Annotated in this window: 18 protein-coding genes; 5 read left to right on the forward strand and 13 right to left on the reverse strand. The window is 66.0% G+C overall.

What is annotated here, in order from left to right:
- Positions 1-259 precede the first annotated feature (259 nt).
- From lpdA to C0461_RS05050, 8 genes are all read right to left on the reverse strand, one after another.
- On the reverse strand, positions 260-1663 hold the full coding sequence (gene lpdA, locus C0461_RS05020) for a dihydrolipoyl dehydrogenase (RefSeq protein ID WP_292104493.1): 1404 nt from the start codon (positions 1661-1663) through the stop codon (positions 260-262).
- 92 nt (positions 1664-1755) lie between these two features.
- Positions 1756-2712: a DUF3667 domain-containing protein gene (locus tag C0461_RS05025; protein ID WP_292104495.1), complete on the reverse strand. Its 957-nt coding sequence runs from the start codon at positions 2710-2712 to the stop codon at positions 1756-1758.
- Positions 2713-2754: 42 nt separating this feature from the next.
- Positions 2755-4032: a pyruvate dehydrogenase complex dihydrolipoamide acetyltransferase gene (locus C0461_RS05030; RefSeq protein WP_292104496.1), complete on the reverse strand. Its 1278-nt coding sequence runs from the start codon at positions 4030-4032 to the stop codon at positions 2755-2757.
- Complete coding sequence (locus tag C0461_RS05035; RefSeq protein WP_292104497.1) at positions 4029-4343, reverse strand: DUF5076 domain-containing protein; 315 nt, start codon at positions 4341-4343, stop codon at positions 4029-4031. Before C0461_RS05035 ends, C0461_RS05030 begins: the two co-directional genes overlap by 4 nt.
- Positions 4340-5734: a pyruvate dehydrogenase complex E1 component subunit beta gene (locus C0461_RS05040; protein ID WP_292104499.1), complete on the reverse strand. Its 1395-nt coding sequence runs from the start codon at positions 5732-5734 to the stop codon at positions 4340-4342. The genes C0461_RS05035 and C0461_RS05040 overlap by 4 nt, the downstream gene beginning before the upstream one ends.
- The gene (locus tag C0461_RS14460) at positions 5731-6195 is read right to left on the reverse strand and encodes a DUF6794 domain-containing protein (protein WP_363377617.1); all 465 of its coding nucleotides are present in this window, start codon (positions 6193-6195) and stop codon (positions 5731-5733) included. Before C0461_RS14460 ends, C0461_RS05040 begins: the two co-directional genes overlap by 4 nt.
- 2 nt (positions 6196-6197) lie before the next feature.
- Positions 6198-7235, reverse strand: coding sequence for a pyruvate dehydrogenase (acetyl-transferring) E1 component subunit alpha (gene pdhA / locus C0461_RS05045; protein WP_292104501.1), 1038 nt, complete (start codon positions 7233-7235; stop codon positions 6198-6200).
- Positions 7236-7347: 112 nt separating this feature from the next.
- On the reverse strand, positions 7348-7662 hold the full coding sequence (locus C0461_RS05050) for a septum formation initiator family protein (protein WP_292104503.1): 315 nt from the start codon (positions 7660-7662) through the stop codon (positions 7348-7350).
- A 182-nt stretch (positions 7663-7844) separates the two neighbouring features.
- On the opposite strand from C0461_RS05050, the gene C0461_RS05055 reads away from it, so the two are divergent.
- Positions 7845-8135, forward strand: coding sequence for a hypothetical protein (locus C0461_RS05055; RefSeq protein WP_292104504.1), 291 nt, complete (start codon positions 7845-7847; stop codon positions 8133-8135).
- A 77-nt stretch (positions 8136-8212) separates the two neighbouring features.
- Here C0461_RS05055 and clpX read toward each other — a convergent pair whose 3' ends face one another.
- On the reverse strand, positions 8213-9481 hold the full coding sequence (gene clpX / locus C0461_RS05060; RefSeq protein WP_292104506.1) for an ATP-dependent Clp protease ATP-binding subunit ClpX: 1269 nt from the start codon (positions 9479-9481) through the stop codon (positions 8213-8215).
- Between the two features lie 196 nt (positions 9482-9677).
- Here clpX and C0461_RS05065 point away from each other — a divergent pair, with 196 nt between their 5' ends.
- Positions 9678-10328: an HAD-IB family hydrolase gene (locus tag C0461_RS05065; protein WP_292104508.1), complete on the forward strand. Its 651-nt coding sequence runs from the start codon at positions 9678-9680 to the stop codon at positions 10326-10328.
- On the opposite strand, the gene C0461_RS05070 is transcribed toward C0461_RS05065, so the two are convergent.
- The gene (locus C0461_RS05070; RefSeq protein ID WP_292104510.1) at positions 10325-10966 is read right to left on the reverse strand and encodes an ATP-dependent Clp protease proteolytic subunit; all 642 of its coding nucleotides are present in this window, start codon (positions 10964-10966) and stop codon (positions 10325-10327) included. The two genes, C0461_RS05065 and C0461_RS05070, sit on opposite strands and share 4 nt — an antisense overlap.
- A gap of 178 nt (positions 10967-11144) precedes the next feature.
- A complete protein-coding gene (gene tig / locus C0461_RS05075) occupies positions 11145-12485 on the reverse strand; it encodes a trigger factor (RefSeq protein WP_292104512.1) in 1341 nt (446 codons plus the stop codon).
- A gap of 174 nt (positions 12486-12659) precedes the next feature.
- Here tig and C0461_RS05080 point away from each other — a divergent pair, with 174 nt between their 5' ends.
- On the forward strand, positions 12660-13331 hold the full coding sequence (locus tag C0461_RS05080) for an MBL fold metallo-hydrolase (protein ID WP_292104513.1): 672 nt from the start codon (positions 12660-12662) through the stop codon (positions 13329-13331).
- Between the two features lie 2 nt (positions 13332-13333).
- Here C0461_RS05080 and C0461_RS05085 read toward each other — a convergent pair whose 3' ends face one another.
- On the reverse strand, positions 13334-13603 hold the full coding sequence (locus C0461_RS05085) for a hypothetical protein (RefSeq protein ID WP_292104515.1): 270 nt from the start codon (positions 13601-13603) through the stop codon (positions 13334-13336).
- A 113-nt stretch (positions 13604-13716) separates the two neighbouring features.
- Between C0461_RS05085 and C0461_RS05090 the strand changes: the two genes are divergently transcribed.
- Entirely contained in the window at positions 13717-13875 is a 159-nt protein-coding gene (locus C0461_RS05090) for a hypothetical protein (protein ID WP_292104517.1), read from the forward strand.
- 103 nt (positions 13876-13978) lie between these two features.
- Positions 13979-14200, forward strand: coding sequence for a general stress protein (locus tag C0461_RS05095; protein ID WP_292104519.1), 222 nt, complete (start codon positions 13979-13981; stop codon positions 14198-14200).
- A gap of 10 nt (positions 14201-14210) precedes the next feature.
- On the opposite strand, the gene egtB is transcribed toward C0461_RS05095, so the two are convergent.
- Positions 14211-16358, reverse strand: a complete 2148-nt coding sequence (gene egtB / locus C0461_RS05100; RefSeq protein WP_292104522.1) for an ergothioneine biosynthesis protein EgtB — start codon at positions 16356-16358, stop codon at positions 14211-14213.
- Positions 16359-16504: the final 146 nt, after the last annotated feature.

Consider the following 16504-nt stretch of genomic DNA (forward strand, 5'->3'; position numbering starts at 1 on the left):
GATCAGGTTTCAGGGCCCCGATGCGGAAAAACGCCGCTAATTAATCCCGCTCGTTTCGCAGGCCTTATAATGCCCCCTCGATCGAAACACGGGAGGGCGATTTCATACGATTGATACGAGTCAGACCCTGTTTTTCCGGCGCCGGAGTCCGAAATCAGGCGCACGATTTCGGACGATTCAGACTCTGTTTTCAAAGCGGATTCTGGGATTTCGGACAATTCGGACCCTGTTTTTTTTACGGGCCTGAGTCCGAAATCGATCAGAGGTGAATCATCCGCCCGTACGCGTCCAGCGCCGCCTCGTGCATGGCCTCGGACATGGTGGGGTGCGGATAGACCGTGCCGTGCAGGTCTTCCTCGGTCGCCTCCATGGTGATGGCGGTGACATAGCCCTGGATCATCTCGGTGACCTCGGCCCCGATCATGTGGGCGCCGATCAGGGCGCCGGTCTTCGCGTCGAAGATCACCTTGACGAAGCCATCCGTCTCACCCGAGGCGATGGCCCTGCCGTTCACCTTGAAGGGGAAGCGCCCGATCTTGACCTCGCGCTTGGCCTCGCGGGCGCCCTGCTCGGTCACGCCGACCGAGGCCACCTGGGGCTGGGCGTAGGTGCAGCCGGCGATGGGCGAGTGGACATTGGGGGTCTTGAACCCGGCGATGTGCTCGGCGGCGTGGATGCCTTCGTGGCTGGCCTTGTGCGCCAGCCAGGGCGCGCCGGCGCAGTCGCCGATGGCGTACAGGCCCTTGACGTTGGTCTGGCAGTGGCTGTCGGTCTTGATGTGGCCCCGGTCCAGCTCGACGCCCAGCGCCTCCAGCCCGATGCCGTCGGTGTTGGCGGTGATGCCCACCGCCGAGATGCACACCTCGGCCTCCAGCGTCTCGGCCTTGCCGCCCGCCTCAACGAAGACCTTCACGCCCTTGGAATCCTTGGTGACTTTCGTCACCTTGGCGCCCACGCGGAACGTCATGCCGCGCTTCTCGAAGGCCTTCCGGGCGGCCTTGGAGACCTCTTCGTCCTCCACCGGCATGATCCGGTCCACGGCCTCGACCACCGTCACCTCGCAGCCCAGGGCGCGATAGAAGCTGCCGAACTCGATGCCGATGGCGCCCGAGCCGATCACCACGATGGACTTCGGCAGGACCTTGGGCGTCATGGCCTCGCGGTAGGCCCAGATGCGGTCCCCGTCCGCCTCCAGCCCGATCTGCGGCAGGGCCCGGGCGCGGGCGCCCACCGCCAGCATCACGGCCTTGGCCTGCACCGTGCGCGACTTGCCGTCCTTCAGGGCGATGACGACCTTGGGCGCCCCCTGCCCCTTCTCCAGCTTGGCGTCGCCCTCGATGACCTCGATCTTGTTCTTCTTCATCAGGAAGCCGACGCCCTGATTCAGCTGCTTGGCCACCCCGCGCGAGCGGGCGATGATGGCCTCGAAGTCAAAGCCCACCTTGTCGGCGCTCAGGCCGTAGTCCTTCAGATGGCTCAGGCTCTCGTACTTCTCGCCGGACTTCAGCAGCGCCTTGGTGGGGATGCAGCCCCAGTTGAGGCAGACGCCGCCCAGGTTCTCGCGCTCCACGATGGCGACCTTCTGGCCCAGCTGGCTGGCCCGGATCGCGGCCACATAGCCGCCCGGTCCCGATCCGATGACGATGAGATCGAAGTCGGCCATCCAGAAGTCTCCAACACCTTGAATCTTGACGCCCGGTCATATCCGCCTCCGCCCCCGGTGACCACAGCTGAGGCCCTTGCGGAAACGAAAGTTCAGGCCGCGAGAAAGATCAGCAACGCCTGCAGGTCCAGCGCCGAGATCGCCACGATGATCGCCGCAGGAATCAGCACCAGGACCAGATACATCGCCATGTGCGCCACGGCGCGCCACGCCGCTGCCACCATGGACATGCCGTAGTACCGCGCCGCCGCCCGCGTGAAGTAGAACAGGTACGGGATGGCCAGCGGCCAGGCGGGAAGGTTCGCCCCGAACCGGTTGGCGAGGGCCAGCAGCATCAGCAGGGTGAACGCCGTCACGTGCGCCCACAGAGCGAACACCAGATGCTCCATGAACAGCCGTCGACGCCCGTACAGCGGGGCCAGCAGCAAGGCGAACAGCGGCGTCAGCAGCCAGATGGCGTTGGGCAGCCACGCCGCCAGCCGTTCGCTGATGATCGCCTGCTCGTGGTCCGACTGGATCTCGTAAAGCAGGTTCTGCCGGTCCTGCTCATTGGCGGCCCCGTCCGCCGCGCGCCGTATGGCCTCGTGGATTCGCGGATCGATAGCCGGCTCCACCCGCCGCTGCATCCAGAGCTCCGCGTCGCTCTCTCCGGTCACATGGACCGTATAGCCATCCGGATCGGCCCGGGCGGTGACCTGAACCCCCGGTTCCACGTGCCGCACATACTGATAGATCACCACATCGCTGAAGTTCAGCACCGCCAGGAACAGGGCTGTCACCACCACGAAGATCTTGATGGGGCTGGCGTACAGGCTGCCCGCCCCCTCGCGATAGGCGATCAGGATGCGGCTGGGCCGGGTCACGAGAGCGACTAGGGTGCGGACTCCCTGCCCGTCGATCAGGCTGGTCTCGGAGAACGCCTCAAGCGCCATCTCCCGCAGGGGACGCGGGCGCGCCTCGGTATCCTGACCACAGGCGTGGCAGTACCGACCGTTCAGGGTCACCCCGCAGGCAGCGCACGCGCCGCCCGGCTCTCCCACCGCTGTCATGACCGCCCCTCCCGCGCCGAAGCATAGGAGATTCCGGGACGATCAGGCCAGCATGGTGACGGGGTTCTCGATCATCGGCTTGAAGGCCTGCAGGAACCGCGCGCCCGCCGCCCCGTCCACCACGCGGTGATCGCAGGTCAGGGTCACGGTCATGACCGTGGCGATCTCGATCTTGTCGCCCCGCACCACGGGCCGCTTCTCGCCGGCGCCCACGCTCATGATCGCGCCCTGCGGCTCGTTGATGATCGAGGCGAACGACTTGATGCCGAACATGCCCAGGTTCGAGACGCTGAACGTGCCGCCCTGGAACTCGTCGGGCTTCAGCTTGCGGTCCCGCGCACGCCTGGCCAAATCCTTGGACTCGGTGGCGATCTCGGCCAGGGACTTGGTCTCGGCCTTGCGGATGATCGGGGTGATCAGGCCACCGTCAATCGCCACCGCCATGGCCACGTCGGCGTGGTGGTGCATGGCGATGCCCTCGGGCGTGTAGCTGGCGTTGGCTTCCGGCACGGCCTTCAGGGCCATGGCCACGGCCTTCATGACGAAGTCGTTGACCGAGACCTTGATCCCCTGCGGCTCCAGCATCGCATTGACCTGCGCCCGCGCGGCCAGCAGGCCGTCGATCTCGCAGTCAATGACCAGCGGGAAGTGCGGCACGTCGCGGAAGCTGTCGGTCAGGCGCCGCGCGATGGCCTTGCGCATGCCGTCCAGCGGGATCAGGTCATAGCTGCCCGGCGCGATGCCCTGCTGCTCCAGCGACAAGACCTTGCGCGGTTCGCCGGATGTCGCGGCGGCGGTGGCGCTCTTGGCGGCGCCGCCCTTGCCGGCGGCTTCCACGTCCGCCTTGACGATGCGGCCGTGCGGGCCCGTGCCCTTGAGGCTCTTCAGGTCCAGCCCGGCGTCCTTCGCCAGACGGCGCGCCAGCGGCGAGGCGAAGATGCGCTCTCCGTCCTTGGCCGGCGCGGGTGCTGCCTTGGGAGCCTCCGCCTTTTCGGCCTTGGGCTCGGACTTGGGCTCTGGGGTCTCTTCAGCCTTGGCGTCAGCCTTCGGTTCGTCCTTCTTCTTCGGCGCAGGCGCGGCGTCGTCGCCGGACAGGCGCGCGATGGGCGTATTGACCTTCACGCCCTCGGCGCCCTCGGCCACGAGAATCTCCAGAACCTCGCCCTCGTCCACCGCCTCGACCTCCATGGTCGCCTTGTCGGTCTCGATCTCGGCGATCACGTCACCGGCCGAAACGGTGTCGCCGACCTTGACGTGCCATTTGGAGAGGTTGCCCTCCTCCATGGTGGGCGACAGGGCGGGCATCAGGATGTCGGTCATTGGACGCTTCCGGGTTTGGTGTCTTCGACCACGGTCTGGGCGTTGTCAGCCTTGATGACGTCGCTCATCCCCTGAAGGATGCGGTTGTAGGCCTGCCGCTCGTCCTGACCGTGGCGAACCGCATAACCATGGGCCATGTGGCGCGCCGCGATGGCCAGCATGCGGCCATATTCGGCCGGGTCCTTGAAGGCCGGCTTGATGGACATCACCGGCTCGCCCTTGGACCACCACATGCGTGTGAACTCGACGGCCTGGGGATCGGCCGCGACGCTGTCCGGCGTGTGCAGCTTGAAGTCCTCGGGCTGGCTCATGCCGTCACCGCCTTCACGGCCTTGATGATCTTGTCCACGCCCGGCAGCGACAGGGCCTCCAGGTTCGCGGCATAGGGCAGCGGCACGTCTTCCTGATGCACTCGCAGCGGCGGGGCGTCCAGATAGTCGAAGGCGTGCTCGATCACCCGGGCCACCACCTCGGCGCCGACGCCCATGGGGCCCCAGCCTTCCTCGGCCGAGACCAGGCGGTTGGTCTTCTTGACGCTCTCCACGATGGTCTCGTGGTCCAGCGGGCGCAGGGTCCGCAGGTCGATGACCTCGGCCTCGATGCCCTCTTCCGCCAGCTTCTCGGCGGCGGCCAGGGCGAAGCCCACCATGCGGCTGTGGGCGGTGATGGTCACGTCCGCGCCTTCGCGGCGCACCTTGGCCTTGCCGATGGGCAGGACCCAGTCCTCCACGTCCGGCACGTCGAATTCCAGCCCGTACATCATCTCGTGCTCGAGGAAGACGACCGGGTTGGGATCGCGGATGGCGGCCTTCAACAGGCCCTTCGCATCCGCGGCGTCATAGGGCGCGATGACCTTCAGGCCGGGCACCTGGGCGTACCAGGCCGAATAGTCCTGGCTGTGCTGGGCGCCCACGCGGCTGGCGGCGCCGTTGGGGCCGCGGAACACGATGGGCGCGCGGATCTGGCCGCCCGACATATACAGGGTCTTGGCCGCCGAATTGATGATGTGGTCGATGGCCTGCATGCCGAAGTTCCAGGTCATGAACTCGACGATGGGCTTCAGCCCCGCCATGGCGGCGCCGACGCCCAGACCGGCGAAGCCGTGCTCGGTGATGGGCGTGTCCACCACGCGCCGGTCGCCGAACTCCTGCAGCAGTTCGCGGCTGACCTTGTAGGCGCCCTGGTACTGGGCCACTTCCTCGCCCATCAGGAACACGCTTTCGTCGCGGCGCATCTCCTCGGCCATGGCGTCGCGCAGGGCGTCGCGGATGGTCGTCTTGACCAGCTTGGCGTCGGCGGGGATTTCCGGATCCTTCAGCGCGACCTTGGGCGTCACGGGCGCGGCCCCTTCGCCTTCGGGCTGAGGCTCGGCCGCTTCCGGGGCCTTCTTCTCGGGATCACCGGCCTGCTCGGCCTTCGGCTCGTCCTTGTCGCCGTCAGCCTTCTTGGGCGCGGGCGCGGCGTCGTCGCCGGACAGGCGCGCGATGGGCGTATTGACCTTCACGCCCTCGGAGCCTTCGGCCACGAGAATTTCCAGCACCTCCCCCTCGTCGACGGCCTCGACCTCCATGGTCGCCTTGTCGGTCTCGATCTCGGCGATCACGTCACCGGCGGAGACAGTGTCCCCGGCCTTGATGTGCCACTTGGACAGCGTGCCCTCTTCCATCGTGGGGGACAGCGCCGGCATGAGGATGTCGGTCATAGGGCGTCGGCTCCCGGCTGGGCAGTGCAGTCTAAAGAGGGTTTGGTATCAAGGAGGTCGTTCATGTCAGAATCCTCAGGTCGATCCCACCAGGCTTGGTAGTAGGCGACCTGCTCGTCTAGCCGGATCGGGCAATCGTGCATTCGCAGCCAGTATGACTCCAGAACTATGCTGGACATGTCGTCAGGGTGATGAATCCCCAAGCTGTTGAAATGCTCAGCGAGGGGGCCACCACCCCACATTTGCCAGTGGTTTCGCATCCACATTCCAATGCCGAAGTGCGCGTCCGCGAGGGCGTTGTAAGGCCGTGCCCTGAACTCCGCGCGAACCGGCCAATGTCGATCCAGGCACTCAAAGGCGGCTTCAAGCGTGGCAGGCGCGCAGGCAACCAGAGCATCGGCGGCCGAGTCAGAATCTTGAGCGGCTAAGGCTAGGACTGAAGCTGCGACGACACCGATCACGCTTACGCCTCCACGTAGACGTCGGTGTAGAGCTCGGACGGATCCGGCTCCGGGCTTTCCTGGGCGAACCGCACGGCTTCGGCGACGATGGCCTTGATCTCGGCGTCGATCGCCTTGATCTCGTCCTCGGTGGCCTTGGCGTCGGCCAGCAGGCCCTTGATCAGCTCGATGGGATCGCGGGTCTTCTTGACCTCGTCCACTTCTTCCTTCGACCGGTACTTGGCCGGGTCGGACATGGAGTGGCCGCGATAGCGGTAGGTCTTCACTTCCAGGATGTAGGGGCCTTCGCCGGACCGGGCGCGCTCCACGGCGCGCTTCACCGCGTCGCGCACCGCCAGCACATCCATGCCGTCGATCTGCTCGCCGGGGATGCCGAAGCTGGCGCCGCGCTGGCTCAGATCGGTGGTGGACGACGAGCGCTCGATGCTCGTGCCCATGGCGTACTGATTGTTCTCGATTATGTAGATGGCCGGCAGCTTCCACAGCTGGGCCATGTTGAAGCTTTCGTAGACCTGGCCCTGGTTGGCCGCGCCGTCGCCGAAATAGACGAAGCTGACCGAGTCATCGCCCCGGTACTTGCCCGCGAAAGCCAGGCCGGTGCCCAGCGCCACCTGGGCGCCGACGATGCCGTGCCCGCCATAGAAGCCGGTCGGCACGTCGAACATGTGCATCGACCCGCCCTTGCCCTTGGACGAGCCGCCGATGCGTCCCGTCAGTTCGGCCATGACCTCATTGGGATCCATGCCCGCGGCCAGCATGTGGCCGTGGTCGCGGTAGCCGGTGATGATCTTGTCGTGGCCCTGCTTGACGCTGGCCTGCACGCCCACCGCCACGGCCTCCTGACCGATGTACAGGTGGCAGAAGCCGCCGATCAGGCCCATGCCGTAAAGCTGGCCCGCCCGCTCCTCGAAGCGGCGGATCAGAACCATCTGCCGATAGTACTCGAGCAGCTCGTCCTTGGTCGCCTGCGGCGTGTTTGGAATCTTCGCCTGGGGCTTGCCCCTGGCGGTGGTCGATTTTTGAGCGGCGGCTTTCGCCATCCGGCGCCCTCCAGCTGAACTCTGAACGAACGGGTTCTTATCGTTACGGAAAGGGGGCTTTAGCAGCCTTCCTTCCCCGATGGCAAAGCCGGGCTTCGCCTGTAACGAAAGTTCAGGAGGCCGTAACCGCGCGTCGTTCCACCGGGATCAGATATTCGCCGGGCGCGGCGAAGCCCAGGATCACGCGCGCCCGTTCTTCAAGCAGGTCTCGCGACAGGTTGTCAGGGCGCAGGTAACGAACGCGGGTTTCCAGATCCTGACGCTGGGCTTCCAGTTGGACCAGCTCCACCTGACGGCGTTCAAGCATCTCCGCCCGCTCGCCATGGCTCAACAGGCCGCGCTCGCCGGTCAGCGCCTGCACGCCGAAGTACAGGATCAGCAGGAAGATGATGCCCGTGGGCGCATAGGGACGCATGCGTTCGATCACTGACAGACGCCCTTTCTGAGCGCGGAACTATGGAATCACCCGTGACTGAAAAGGCTTAATTATTGGTAGCTTGACCATTAACTGCACACCCATGGGGGCAGGAGGGATTTCTGTCGCGACCATCCTTTGCGCAACCGAACCCCAGCTTGACCGTTGATGACGTCCATTCAAGGAGGATGCTCATGCGTTTGATGATCGTCGCCGCGAGCGCCGCGGTTCTGGGTCTGACGGCCTGCAATCAGCAGGAAGAAGCGCCGGCCATGGACGAGACCGTCGCCGCTGAGGATGTGGCGGTCGACACCGCCGCGACCGAACAGGCGCCCGAAAGCGCCCCTGTCGTGGATTCAGCCATGCAGGACAGCGCCGTTCCGCCCGCGGACATGAATAACGGCCCGGGCCCGGTGACCGAGGAAACCCGCGCCGACGCCCAGGCCGAGGCGGAGTCCACCAACCTTCGCCCGCGCACCGAATAGCGGCGCGCATAAAGGCAAAGAGAAAGGGCGGGTCTCCGTGAGGCCCGCCCTTTTGATGTTCAGAAATCAGCCCGCGATCAGGCGGCGCCGTCCTGCTGCTTCTTGGGCTTTTCGGCGTAGATCAGCAGCGGCTGGGCCCGGCCCTCGACCACCTCGGCGTTGACCACCACCTCTTCCACACCTTCGTAGGTCGGCAGTTCGAACATGGTTTCGAGCAGGATGCCCTCCATGATCGAGCGCAGGCCCCGCGCGCCGGTCTTGCGCGTGATGGCCTTCTTGGCGATGGCCGACAGGGCGTCGTCGGTGAAGGTCAGGCCCACGTTCTCCATCTCGAACAGGCGGCCGTACTGCTTGATCAGGGCGTTCTTGGGCTCGGTCAGGATGGTGACCAGCGCCGCCTCGTCCAGATCCTCCAGCGTCGCCAGAACCGGCAGACGGCCGATGAACTCGGGGATCAGGCCGAAACGCATCAGATCGTCCGGCTCGACCTCCTTGAGGATGTCGCCCATGCGGCGCTCGTCGATTTCCTTGACCTTGGCGCCGAAGCCAATGGAGGCCCCCACGCCGCGCGCCGAGATCACCTTCTCCAGCCCCGCGAAGGCGCCGCCGACGATGAACAGGATGTTGGCGGTGTCCACCTGCAGGAATTCCTGCTGCGGATGCTTGCGGCCGCCCTGGGGCGGGACCGAGGCCACTGTGCCCTCCATGATCTTCAGCAGGGCCTGCTGCACGCCCTCCCCGCTCACGTCGCGGGTGATGGAGGGATTGTCGGACTTGCGGCTGATCTTGTCGATTTCGTCGATGTAGACGATGCCGCGCTGGGCCCGCTCGACGTTGTAGTCGGACGCCTGCAGCAGCTTCAGGATGATGTTCTCCACGTCCTCGCCCACGTAACCGGCTTCGGTCAGGGTGGTGGCGTCGGCCATGGTGAACGGCACGTCGATGATGCGCGCCAGCGTCTGGGCCAGCAGCGTCTTGCCCGAGCCGGTCGGCCCGATCAGCATGATGTTGGACTTGGCCAGCTCCACGTCATTGTTCTTGGTGGCGTGGTTCAGGCGCTTGTAGTGGTTGTGGACGGCGACGCTCAGCACCTTCTTGGCGTGGCTCTGGCCGATCACGTAATCGTCAAGGACTTCGCGGATTTCCTTGGGCGTCGGCACGCCGTCCTTCGACTTCACGAAGGCGATCTTGTGCTCTTCGCGGATGATGTCCATGCAGAGTTCGACGCATTCATCACAGATGAACACGGTTGGTCCGGCGATGAGTTTGCGCACCTCATGCTGGCTCTTTCCGCAGAAGGAGCAGTAAAGGGTGCTCTTGGCGTCGCCACTGGCGGCTTTGGTCATCGGCCTTCTCACTCTCGCGTCCCGAAACGGTCCGGGCGCGCCTCCTTCCGTCACGATTCGCAAATCCTGCGCCGGAAGGTCTTCAAAAAATGACAATCACCCATCCGAAGGTCCATCACAACCCCGACGAGGCGAACCGACGCCGGGTTTTCGCGGGATGGACGAGGCGGGGGAAAGGTCGTTACGGTCATTCCAGATGGGAAATCTCGCACCACTTCGCCAGCCCCGGGCTCCGGGTCCCGCGCCGGGCCAGCCTTTTGTCGCCTTCGATTTCGACGGGACCATGACCGTCCGGGACAGTTTCACCGATTTCCTGCGCTGGCGCGTGGGCGCGGTGGGCTACCTGTTCGGCATGGCCCGCCTGACGCCCGCCGCCCTCTCCTACCTGCGCACGAAGGACCGCGGCGCGATCAAGGCTGCGGCAGTGGCCGAGTTCCTCGACGGCGTCGATCGCAAGACCTTGAAGGGGCTCGCCGAAACCTATGCCGATCAGGCCTGGAGCCGGCTTATGCGTCCCGACGCCCTCGCCTGCTGGAACGACTGGGGCGCAAAGGGCGCGCACCGGGTGATCGTCACCGCCTCGCCCGAGATCACCGTCGCACCCTTCGCCCGCCGACTGGGCGCCGAGGCCCTGCTGGGCACCCGGCTGGTGTTCGACCACGACGACCGCATCACCGGCGCCTTTGCGGGCGAAAACTGCCGGGGCGGCGAGAAGGTGACGCGCCTGAAGGCGGCTTATGGCGACGACGTCCGCCTGACCGCCGCCTACGGCGACACCTCGGGCGACACCGAAATGCTGGCCATGGCGGACAAGCCCGGCTTTCAGGTGTTCAACGCCAGGCCCTAGCTCTTCTTGGGCTCTTCGGCTGCCGCTTCCTCGCGCTGCTCATAGACGTGGTCCACCAGACCCCAGTCCTTGGCCTCCTGCGCGCTCATGAAGTGGTCGCGGTCCAGGGTGCGCTCGACTTCCTCATAGGTCCGGCCCGTATGCTGGACATAGATTTCGTTCAGGCGGCGCTTGGTCTTGATGATGTCCTCGGCGTGGCGCTCGATGTCCGAGGCCTGGCCGCGGAACCCGCCCGAAGGCTGGTGAACCATGATCCGGGCGTTGGGCAGAGACACCCGCTGGCCGGCGGCGCCCGCCGTCAGGATCAGCGAACCGGCCGAGGCGGCCATGCCCATGCAGACGGTGGAAACCGGCGACTTGATGTACTGCATGGTGTCGTAGATCGCGAGCGCCGAGGTCACAATGCCCCCGGGGCTGTTGATGTACATGGAGATTTCCTTCTTGGGGTTCTCGGACTCCAGGAAGAGAAGCTGGGCGCAGATCAGGCTGGCCATGCCGTCGTCGAACGGGCCGGTCAGGAAGATGATCCGTTCGCGCAGCAGGCGCGAAAAGATATCGAAGGCGCGCTCGCCGCGGCTGGATTGCTCCACCACCATGGGGACGAGGTTGCTCTGGATGTAGTCGATCGGATCGCGCATGAAGGCCTTCTCGAAACTGCGTGCGTGCGCGACTCGGGCGCCGCGCATCGTTGCATCCAGATATCGCGTCCCGTGGCGGCTGTTGCAAGGTGGGCGTGGGCGGTCGCGGCGCCTGAGATAAAAAAGGCCCCGGACCGCTCCGGTCCGGGGCCTCAGGGTTGCAAGCTTCAGCCTGCCCCTACTCCTCGTCGTCTTTCAGCAGATCTTCCTTGCTGATGGGCTCGTCCTTGACCTCCGCCTGGTCGAAGATCAGGTCGCAGACCTTCTCCTCATAGATCGGGGCGCGCATGCCCGCGGCGGCGTTGGGGTTCTGGCGATAGAAGTTCAGCACCGCCTGCTCCTGCCCCGGATAGTTGCGGGCCTCGGCGATGATGGCGTTGTTCAGTTCCTGGTCCGTCACGGTGACGTTGTTCTCGCGGCCGATCTCGGCCAGCACCAGGCCCAGACGCACGCGGCGCTCGGCGATCTTGCGGTATTCTTCCTTGAGCTTCTTGTCGGACTTCTTGGCGTCCGCCTCGGTCAGACGACCGGCTTCCTTGTCGGCTTCAACCTGTTGCCAGATGCCGTCGAACTCGGCCTCGACCATCTTGGGCGGCAGGTCGAAGGAATGCTTCTCGTCCAGCTCGTCCAGCAGGGCGCGCTTCAGCTTGAAGCGGGCGGCGCCCTTGTACTGCTGGTTCAGGTTGTCGCGCAGCAGCTCCTTGAGCTTGTCGATGGACTCCAGGCCCAGGCGCTTGGCGAAGTCGTCGTCGATCTCGCTGTCCTTGGGGGCCTTCAGAGCCTTGACCGTGACGTCGAAGGTCGCGGCCTTTCCGGCCAGATGGGCGGCCTGATAGTTCTCCGGGAAGGTGACCTCGATGGTCTTCTCGTCGCCGACCTTGGCGCCGGTCAGTTGTTCCTCGAAGCCGGGGATGAAGCGGTTGGAGCCGATGACCAGGTCGGCGTCCTCGGCCGAGCCGCCTTCAAACACCTCGCCGTCGATCTTGCCGACGAAATCGATGGTCAGCTGGTCGCCTTCGGCCGCCTTGGGCGCCTTGCCGCCCTTGTCCTCATAGGTCTTGGCCTGGCCTGCCAGTTCCTTCAGCGCCTCGTCCAGATCGGAGTCGGCCGCCTCGTAGACCGGGCGGGTCAGCTTCAGGGACTTGGGGTCCACCGGCTTGAAGTCCGGCATGACTTCCAGAGCCATTTCGTAGGACAGGTCTTCCTGGCCCGCGACCACCTTGTCCATGTCGGACACCAGCTTCATCTCGGCCGGGGCGGCCGGGCGCAGCTTGGCGTCGTCCAGGGCCTTCTGGCTGGATTGGTTCAGGGCGTCATTGACGATCTCGCCCATCAGGTCGCGGCCATAGGTCTTGCGCACGTGCGACACCGGCACCTTGCCGGGACGGAAGCCTTTCAGCTTCATCTGCGGCGCGACTTCCGCCGCCTTGGCGTCCAGTTTGGCGTTCAGCTCGGAAGCGGGGATGGTCACCGCGATCACGCGGCTGAGACCTTCGGCGGACTTTTCGACGACTTGCATGGACGTGTCTGACGCTCTGTGGCGGCGCTGGGAAAAGAGCGCGCGCGGATGGAAAATGCGAAAAGGGCCGCCCCGTGCGGGAGCGGCTCCTCGAAGCCCGCCCTTATGTCGGCAAGGGCGGTTCAGGTCAACGACCGGGTTTCGTTTGCCGCCCGGCGTGGCTATCTGGACCGCATGACCCAGCCCGCCTCCCCCATCGGCGTTTTCATCGCCCCCGTCACGCCTCTGCAGCAGAACTGCACCGTCGTCTGGTGCACGGCCACCAGCAAGGCGGCGGTGATCGACCCGGGCGGCGGCGTTGACATGATCCTGGCCGAGGTGAAGCGGCGCGGCCTGATTCTGGACCAGATCTGGATCACCCACGGCCACATCGATCATGCGGGCGGGGCGGCCGAGATGAAGGAAAAGTCCGGCGTCCGCATCGAGGGGCCCCACCCCGAGGATCATTTCCTGATCGACGGCCTGGCCGCCCAGGGCCAGATGTACGGCATGCCCGAGGCGCGATCCTTCGAAACGGACCGCTGGCTGGACGAGGGCGATGTGATGACGCTCGGTGAGACCACCTGGGAGGTTCGGCACTGCCCCGGCCATACGCCGGGCCATGTGATCTTCTTCAACCGGGCGGCGAGGTTCGCCCAGGTGGGCGACGTGCTGTTCAAAGGTTCAATCGGTCGGACCGACTTCCCGCGCGGCGATCATCAGACGCTGCTGAATTCGATCGTGACCAGGCTGTGGCCGCTGGGGGACGATGTCACCTTCGCCCCCGGCCACGGACCGGTCTCGACGCTCGGCGAGGAGCGTCGGACCAACCCGTTCGTCTCGGATGCGGCGTTGAAACGCGCCTGAGGCTAGCGCCGCAGAAGCATGCCCAGCACCACGCCGACGCCGACGGCGCCCAGGCTGCTGCGCACCGGATGGGCGCGGATGGTTTCGCCGGCGCGCTGTGTGCGGTTTTCAGCCCAGCTGCGACCTTCCCGCAGACCGCGTTCGATCCGGGCTGTCATGGGCGACGACCCTGTGGTCGCGCCGGCGTTCAGATCAGGCCGGGGCGACAATGTGGGGTCGAGGGCGCCGGGTTGGGGCGTGTTCGTGTCGGTCCGGGCGGTGACGTCGGTCATGGCGATCTCCTGCATGGGTGGACCTGTTCAACCGGCGCCCCCGCAGGCGGTTCCACCTTGGCCGTGAACATGCATGACCGCGGCGCGTTGGCTTCCTGAAGAGGAGATCAACCATGACCTATATCGAACCCACCCCTCCCGGCGGGCCGTCGCCGGAAATCGAACCCGGCAATACGCCCGGTCCGGAAATCGATCCCGGCGACACGCCCACGGAGATGCCTCCGCTCGAGCCGGGCGGCGGTGATGAGGGCGACTCTCGCCCCCACGATTGAAGACCCCCGAATTACCGTCTGCAAGCGGAACCATGGCGGGGCGCCGGGGTTCAGTTTTCAACCGCATAGCTCACCGATCAGGCGAACCGAAAGGAGCCCCGACATGGCTGAAGGACAGACCCCGCGCACTTCCGGCGTATCCAAGCGCGGCTTCGCGTCCATGGATCCCGAACGCCAGCGTGAAATCGCCCGCAAGGGCGGCGCCAGCGTCCCCAGCGAGAAGCGCAGCTTCTCACAGGACCGCAGCCTGGCCGCCCAGGCCGGCCGAAAGGGCGGCGAAGCGTCCCACGGCGCCCGCAAGCCCGGAAAAACCGACCAGGGCTGACGTTTGAAAATCAGGCCCCGAGCAGCACCAGCGCCACGCTGGGCTCGGGGCCGACGTGCAGGTCGCGCACCCGCCAGCCCGCGGACTCCGCCAGTTCCGTGACCCGCTCGGTAGTGAACTTGCGCGAATTCTCAGTGTGAATGGTTTCGCCCTCCCGGAACCGGAATCGCCGCCCCGACACCGCCACAACCTGATCCCGACGCGCCCTCAAATGCATCTCGATGCGCGCCTCGTCGGCATTCCACAGCGCCTGATGCTCGAACGCCGACAGATCAAAGTCCCCATCGGCTTCCGTATTCGCGCGCTCCAGCAGATTGAGATTGAAGGCCGCCGTGACCCCGGCTGAATCGTCATAGGCCGCGATCAGCACAGCTGGATCCTTGACCAGATCCACCCCCAGAATGAACAGGGCGCCCTCGCCCAGCATGGCGCGAGCGTCCTTCAGGAACGCACGTGCTTCCTGCGGGTCCAGATTGCCGATGGTGGACCCCGGGAAGAACCCGACGCGACGCCCGCCCGGCAGACCCTGCGGCAGGGGCGCAGGGTGCAGGAAATCGCCGACCACCGGGCGCACGTCCAGCCCGGGATAGCGTGCCCGGATGCGGTCCGCCGCCTCTTCCAACGCCGTCTCGCTGATGTCGATGGGGACATAGGCGGCGACCCCCGGCGCGGCGTCCAGCAGCACCTCGGTCTTCTCGCTGGCGCCGCTGCCGAACTCCACAAGCACAGCGTCCTCGCCCATGGCCTCGGCCAGTCGGGGCGACACCTCGGCCAGCAGCGCCGCTTCCTGCCGCGTCGGATAGTATTCCGGCAGGCGGGTGATGTCCTCGAACAGGCGCGAGCCGGCGGCGTCATAGAACCATTTGGGCGACATGACCTTGGGCGAGGCGGACAGCCCCTCGATCAGAGCCTGGGCGAACGGCTCCAGATCATCGGTCCCTTGCGAACGCCGCGCGGGCGCGTCCTCGGCCAGTCTCAATCCCATGAACTGCCACCTCTGATGTGGATAGAAGAAATTGCGATAGGTCGCGCGTGAATGGCCAGGCGCCGTGGCCCGGGAAGCGCCCCGCGCCACCATCTGGTTGGCCATGAACTTGCCGTTGTACTCCGCCGCCGTGCCCTCCGTGGCGCGGAAGCCCGGATAGGGAAGATAGGCGCTCCCGGTCCATTGCCAGACCTGATCTAAGGCGTTGTCCAGCGCCGCCTGCCGCGCCGCATGCTCCCACTCGAACTCGGTGGGCAGCCGCTTGCCCGACCAGCGGGCGAAAGCGTCGGCCTCGTAGAAGCTGACATGGCGCACCGGCGCGTGGGGATCGATCGCCTGCGGACCCGCCAGGGTGAAGATGCGCCAGTCATCCCCCTCGCCGCGCCAGTAGTCCGGCGCGGTCCAGCCGTGAGTCTGCACCGCCGCCCATCCGTCCGACAGCCACAGCTCGGGGCGCCGATAGCCGCCGTCGGCCATGAAGGCCAGCCAGTCGCCATTGGTCACCAGCGACCGCGCGATGCGGAACGGCGCCAGCATCACCGGATGCGCCGGCGCCTCGTTGTCGAAAGCGAAGCCCGCGCCGTCGTGGCCGACGCTGACGAGCCCGCCGTCGAAATCCGTCCATCCCCCATCCGCGCCGGGCGCGTCCGGCCCGCCGGGCTCCGCGCCATAGGCCGCCGGCTCCAGTGGCGAACAGGACATCAGGTGCAGCAGGTCGGTCAGAAACAGCTCCTGATGCTGCTGGTCGTGGTTCAGGCCCAGGTCGAACAGATAGCGTTCCTGCGGATCCTCCAGTCCCTCGCCCAGAAAGGCGGTCATCCGCCGGTCGATCTCGCGGCGATAGGCCAGCACCTCGTCCAGCGACGGACGCGTCATCAGCCCCCGGTTCGGCCGCGCCACCCGCGCCCCCAGCGCCTCATAATAGGAGTTGAACAGCCGCCCCAGGCGCTCGTCCACGGGCTGATAGCCGGGCCGGCGGGCCAGTAGCATGACCTCGAAAAACCAGCTGGTGTGGGCCAGGTGCCATTTGCCGGGGCTGGCGTCGGCCATGGACTGGGCGCCCAGATCCTCAGCGGACAATCCCGCGGCCAGATCGGTCATCCGTGCACGTACGGCCCGGTAGCGATCCGTGTCCTGACGGGATGCGCCGTCGATCCTGCTGGCGATGTTCATGGCGTGACGCCCCCCGTGTCTTGAACGTCCGTTCGCCCTTCCGCGTAAAGCCTAACACCCCCGCGCCGGAGCCGTTCCCCAAATGCGCCATATATCCGGAACCCTCTGTTTCGGCTCGCGTTCTCAGCATCGTCGCCGGATGTGGC

This window comes from Brevundimonas sp., from assembly GCF_013823285.1.
GTDB lineage: Bacteria > Pseudomonadota > Alphaproteobacteria > Caulobacterales > Caulobacteraceae > Brevundimonas.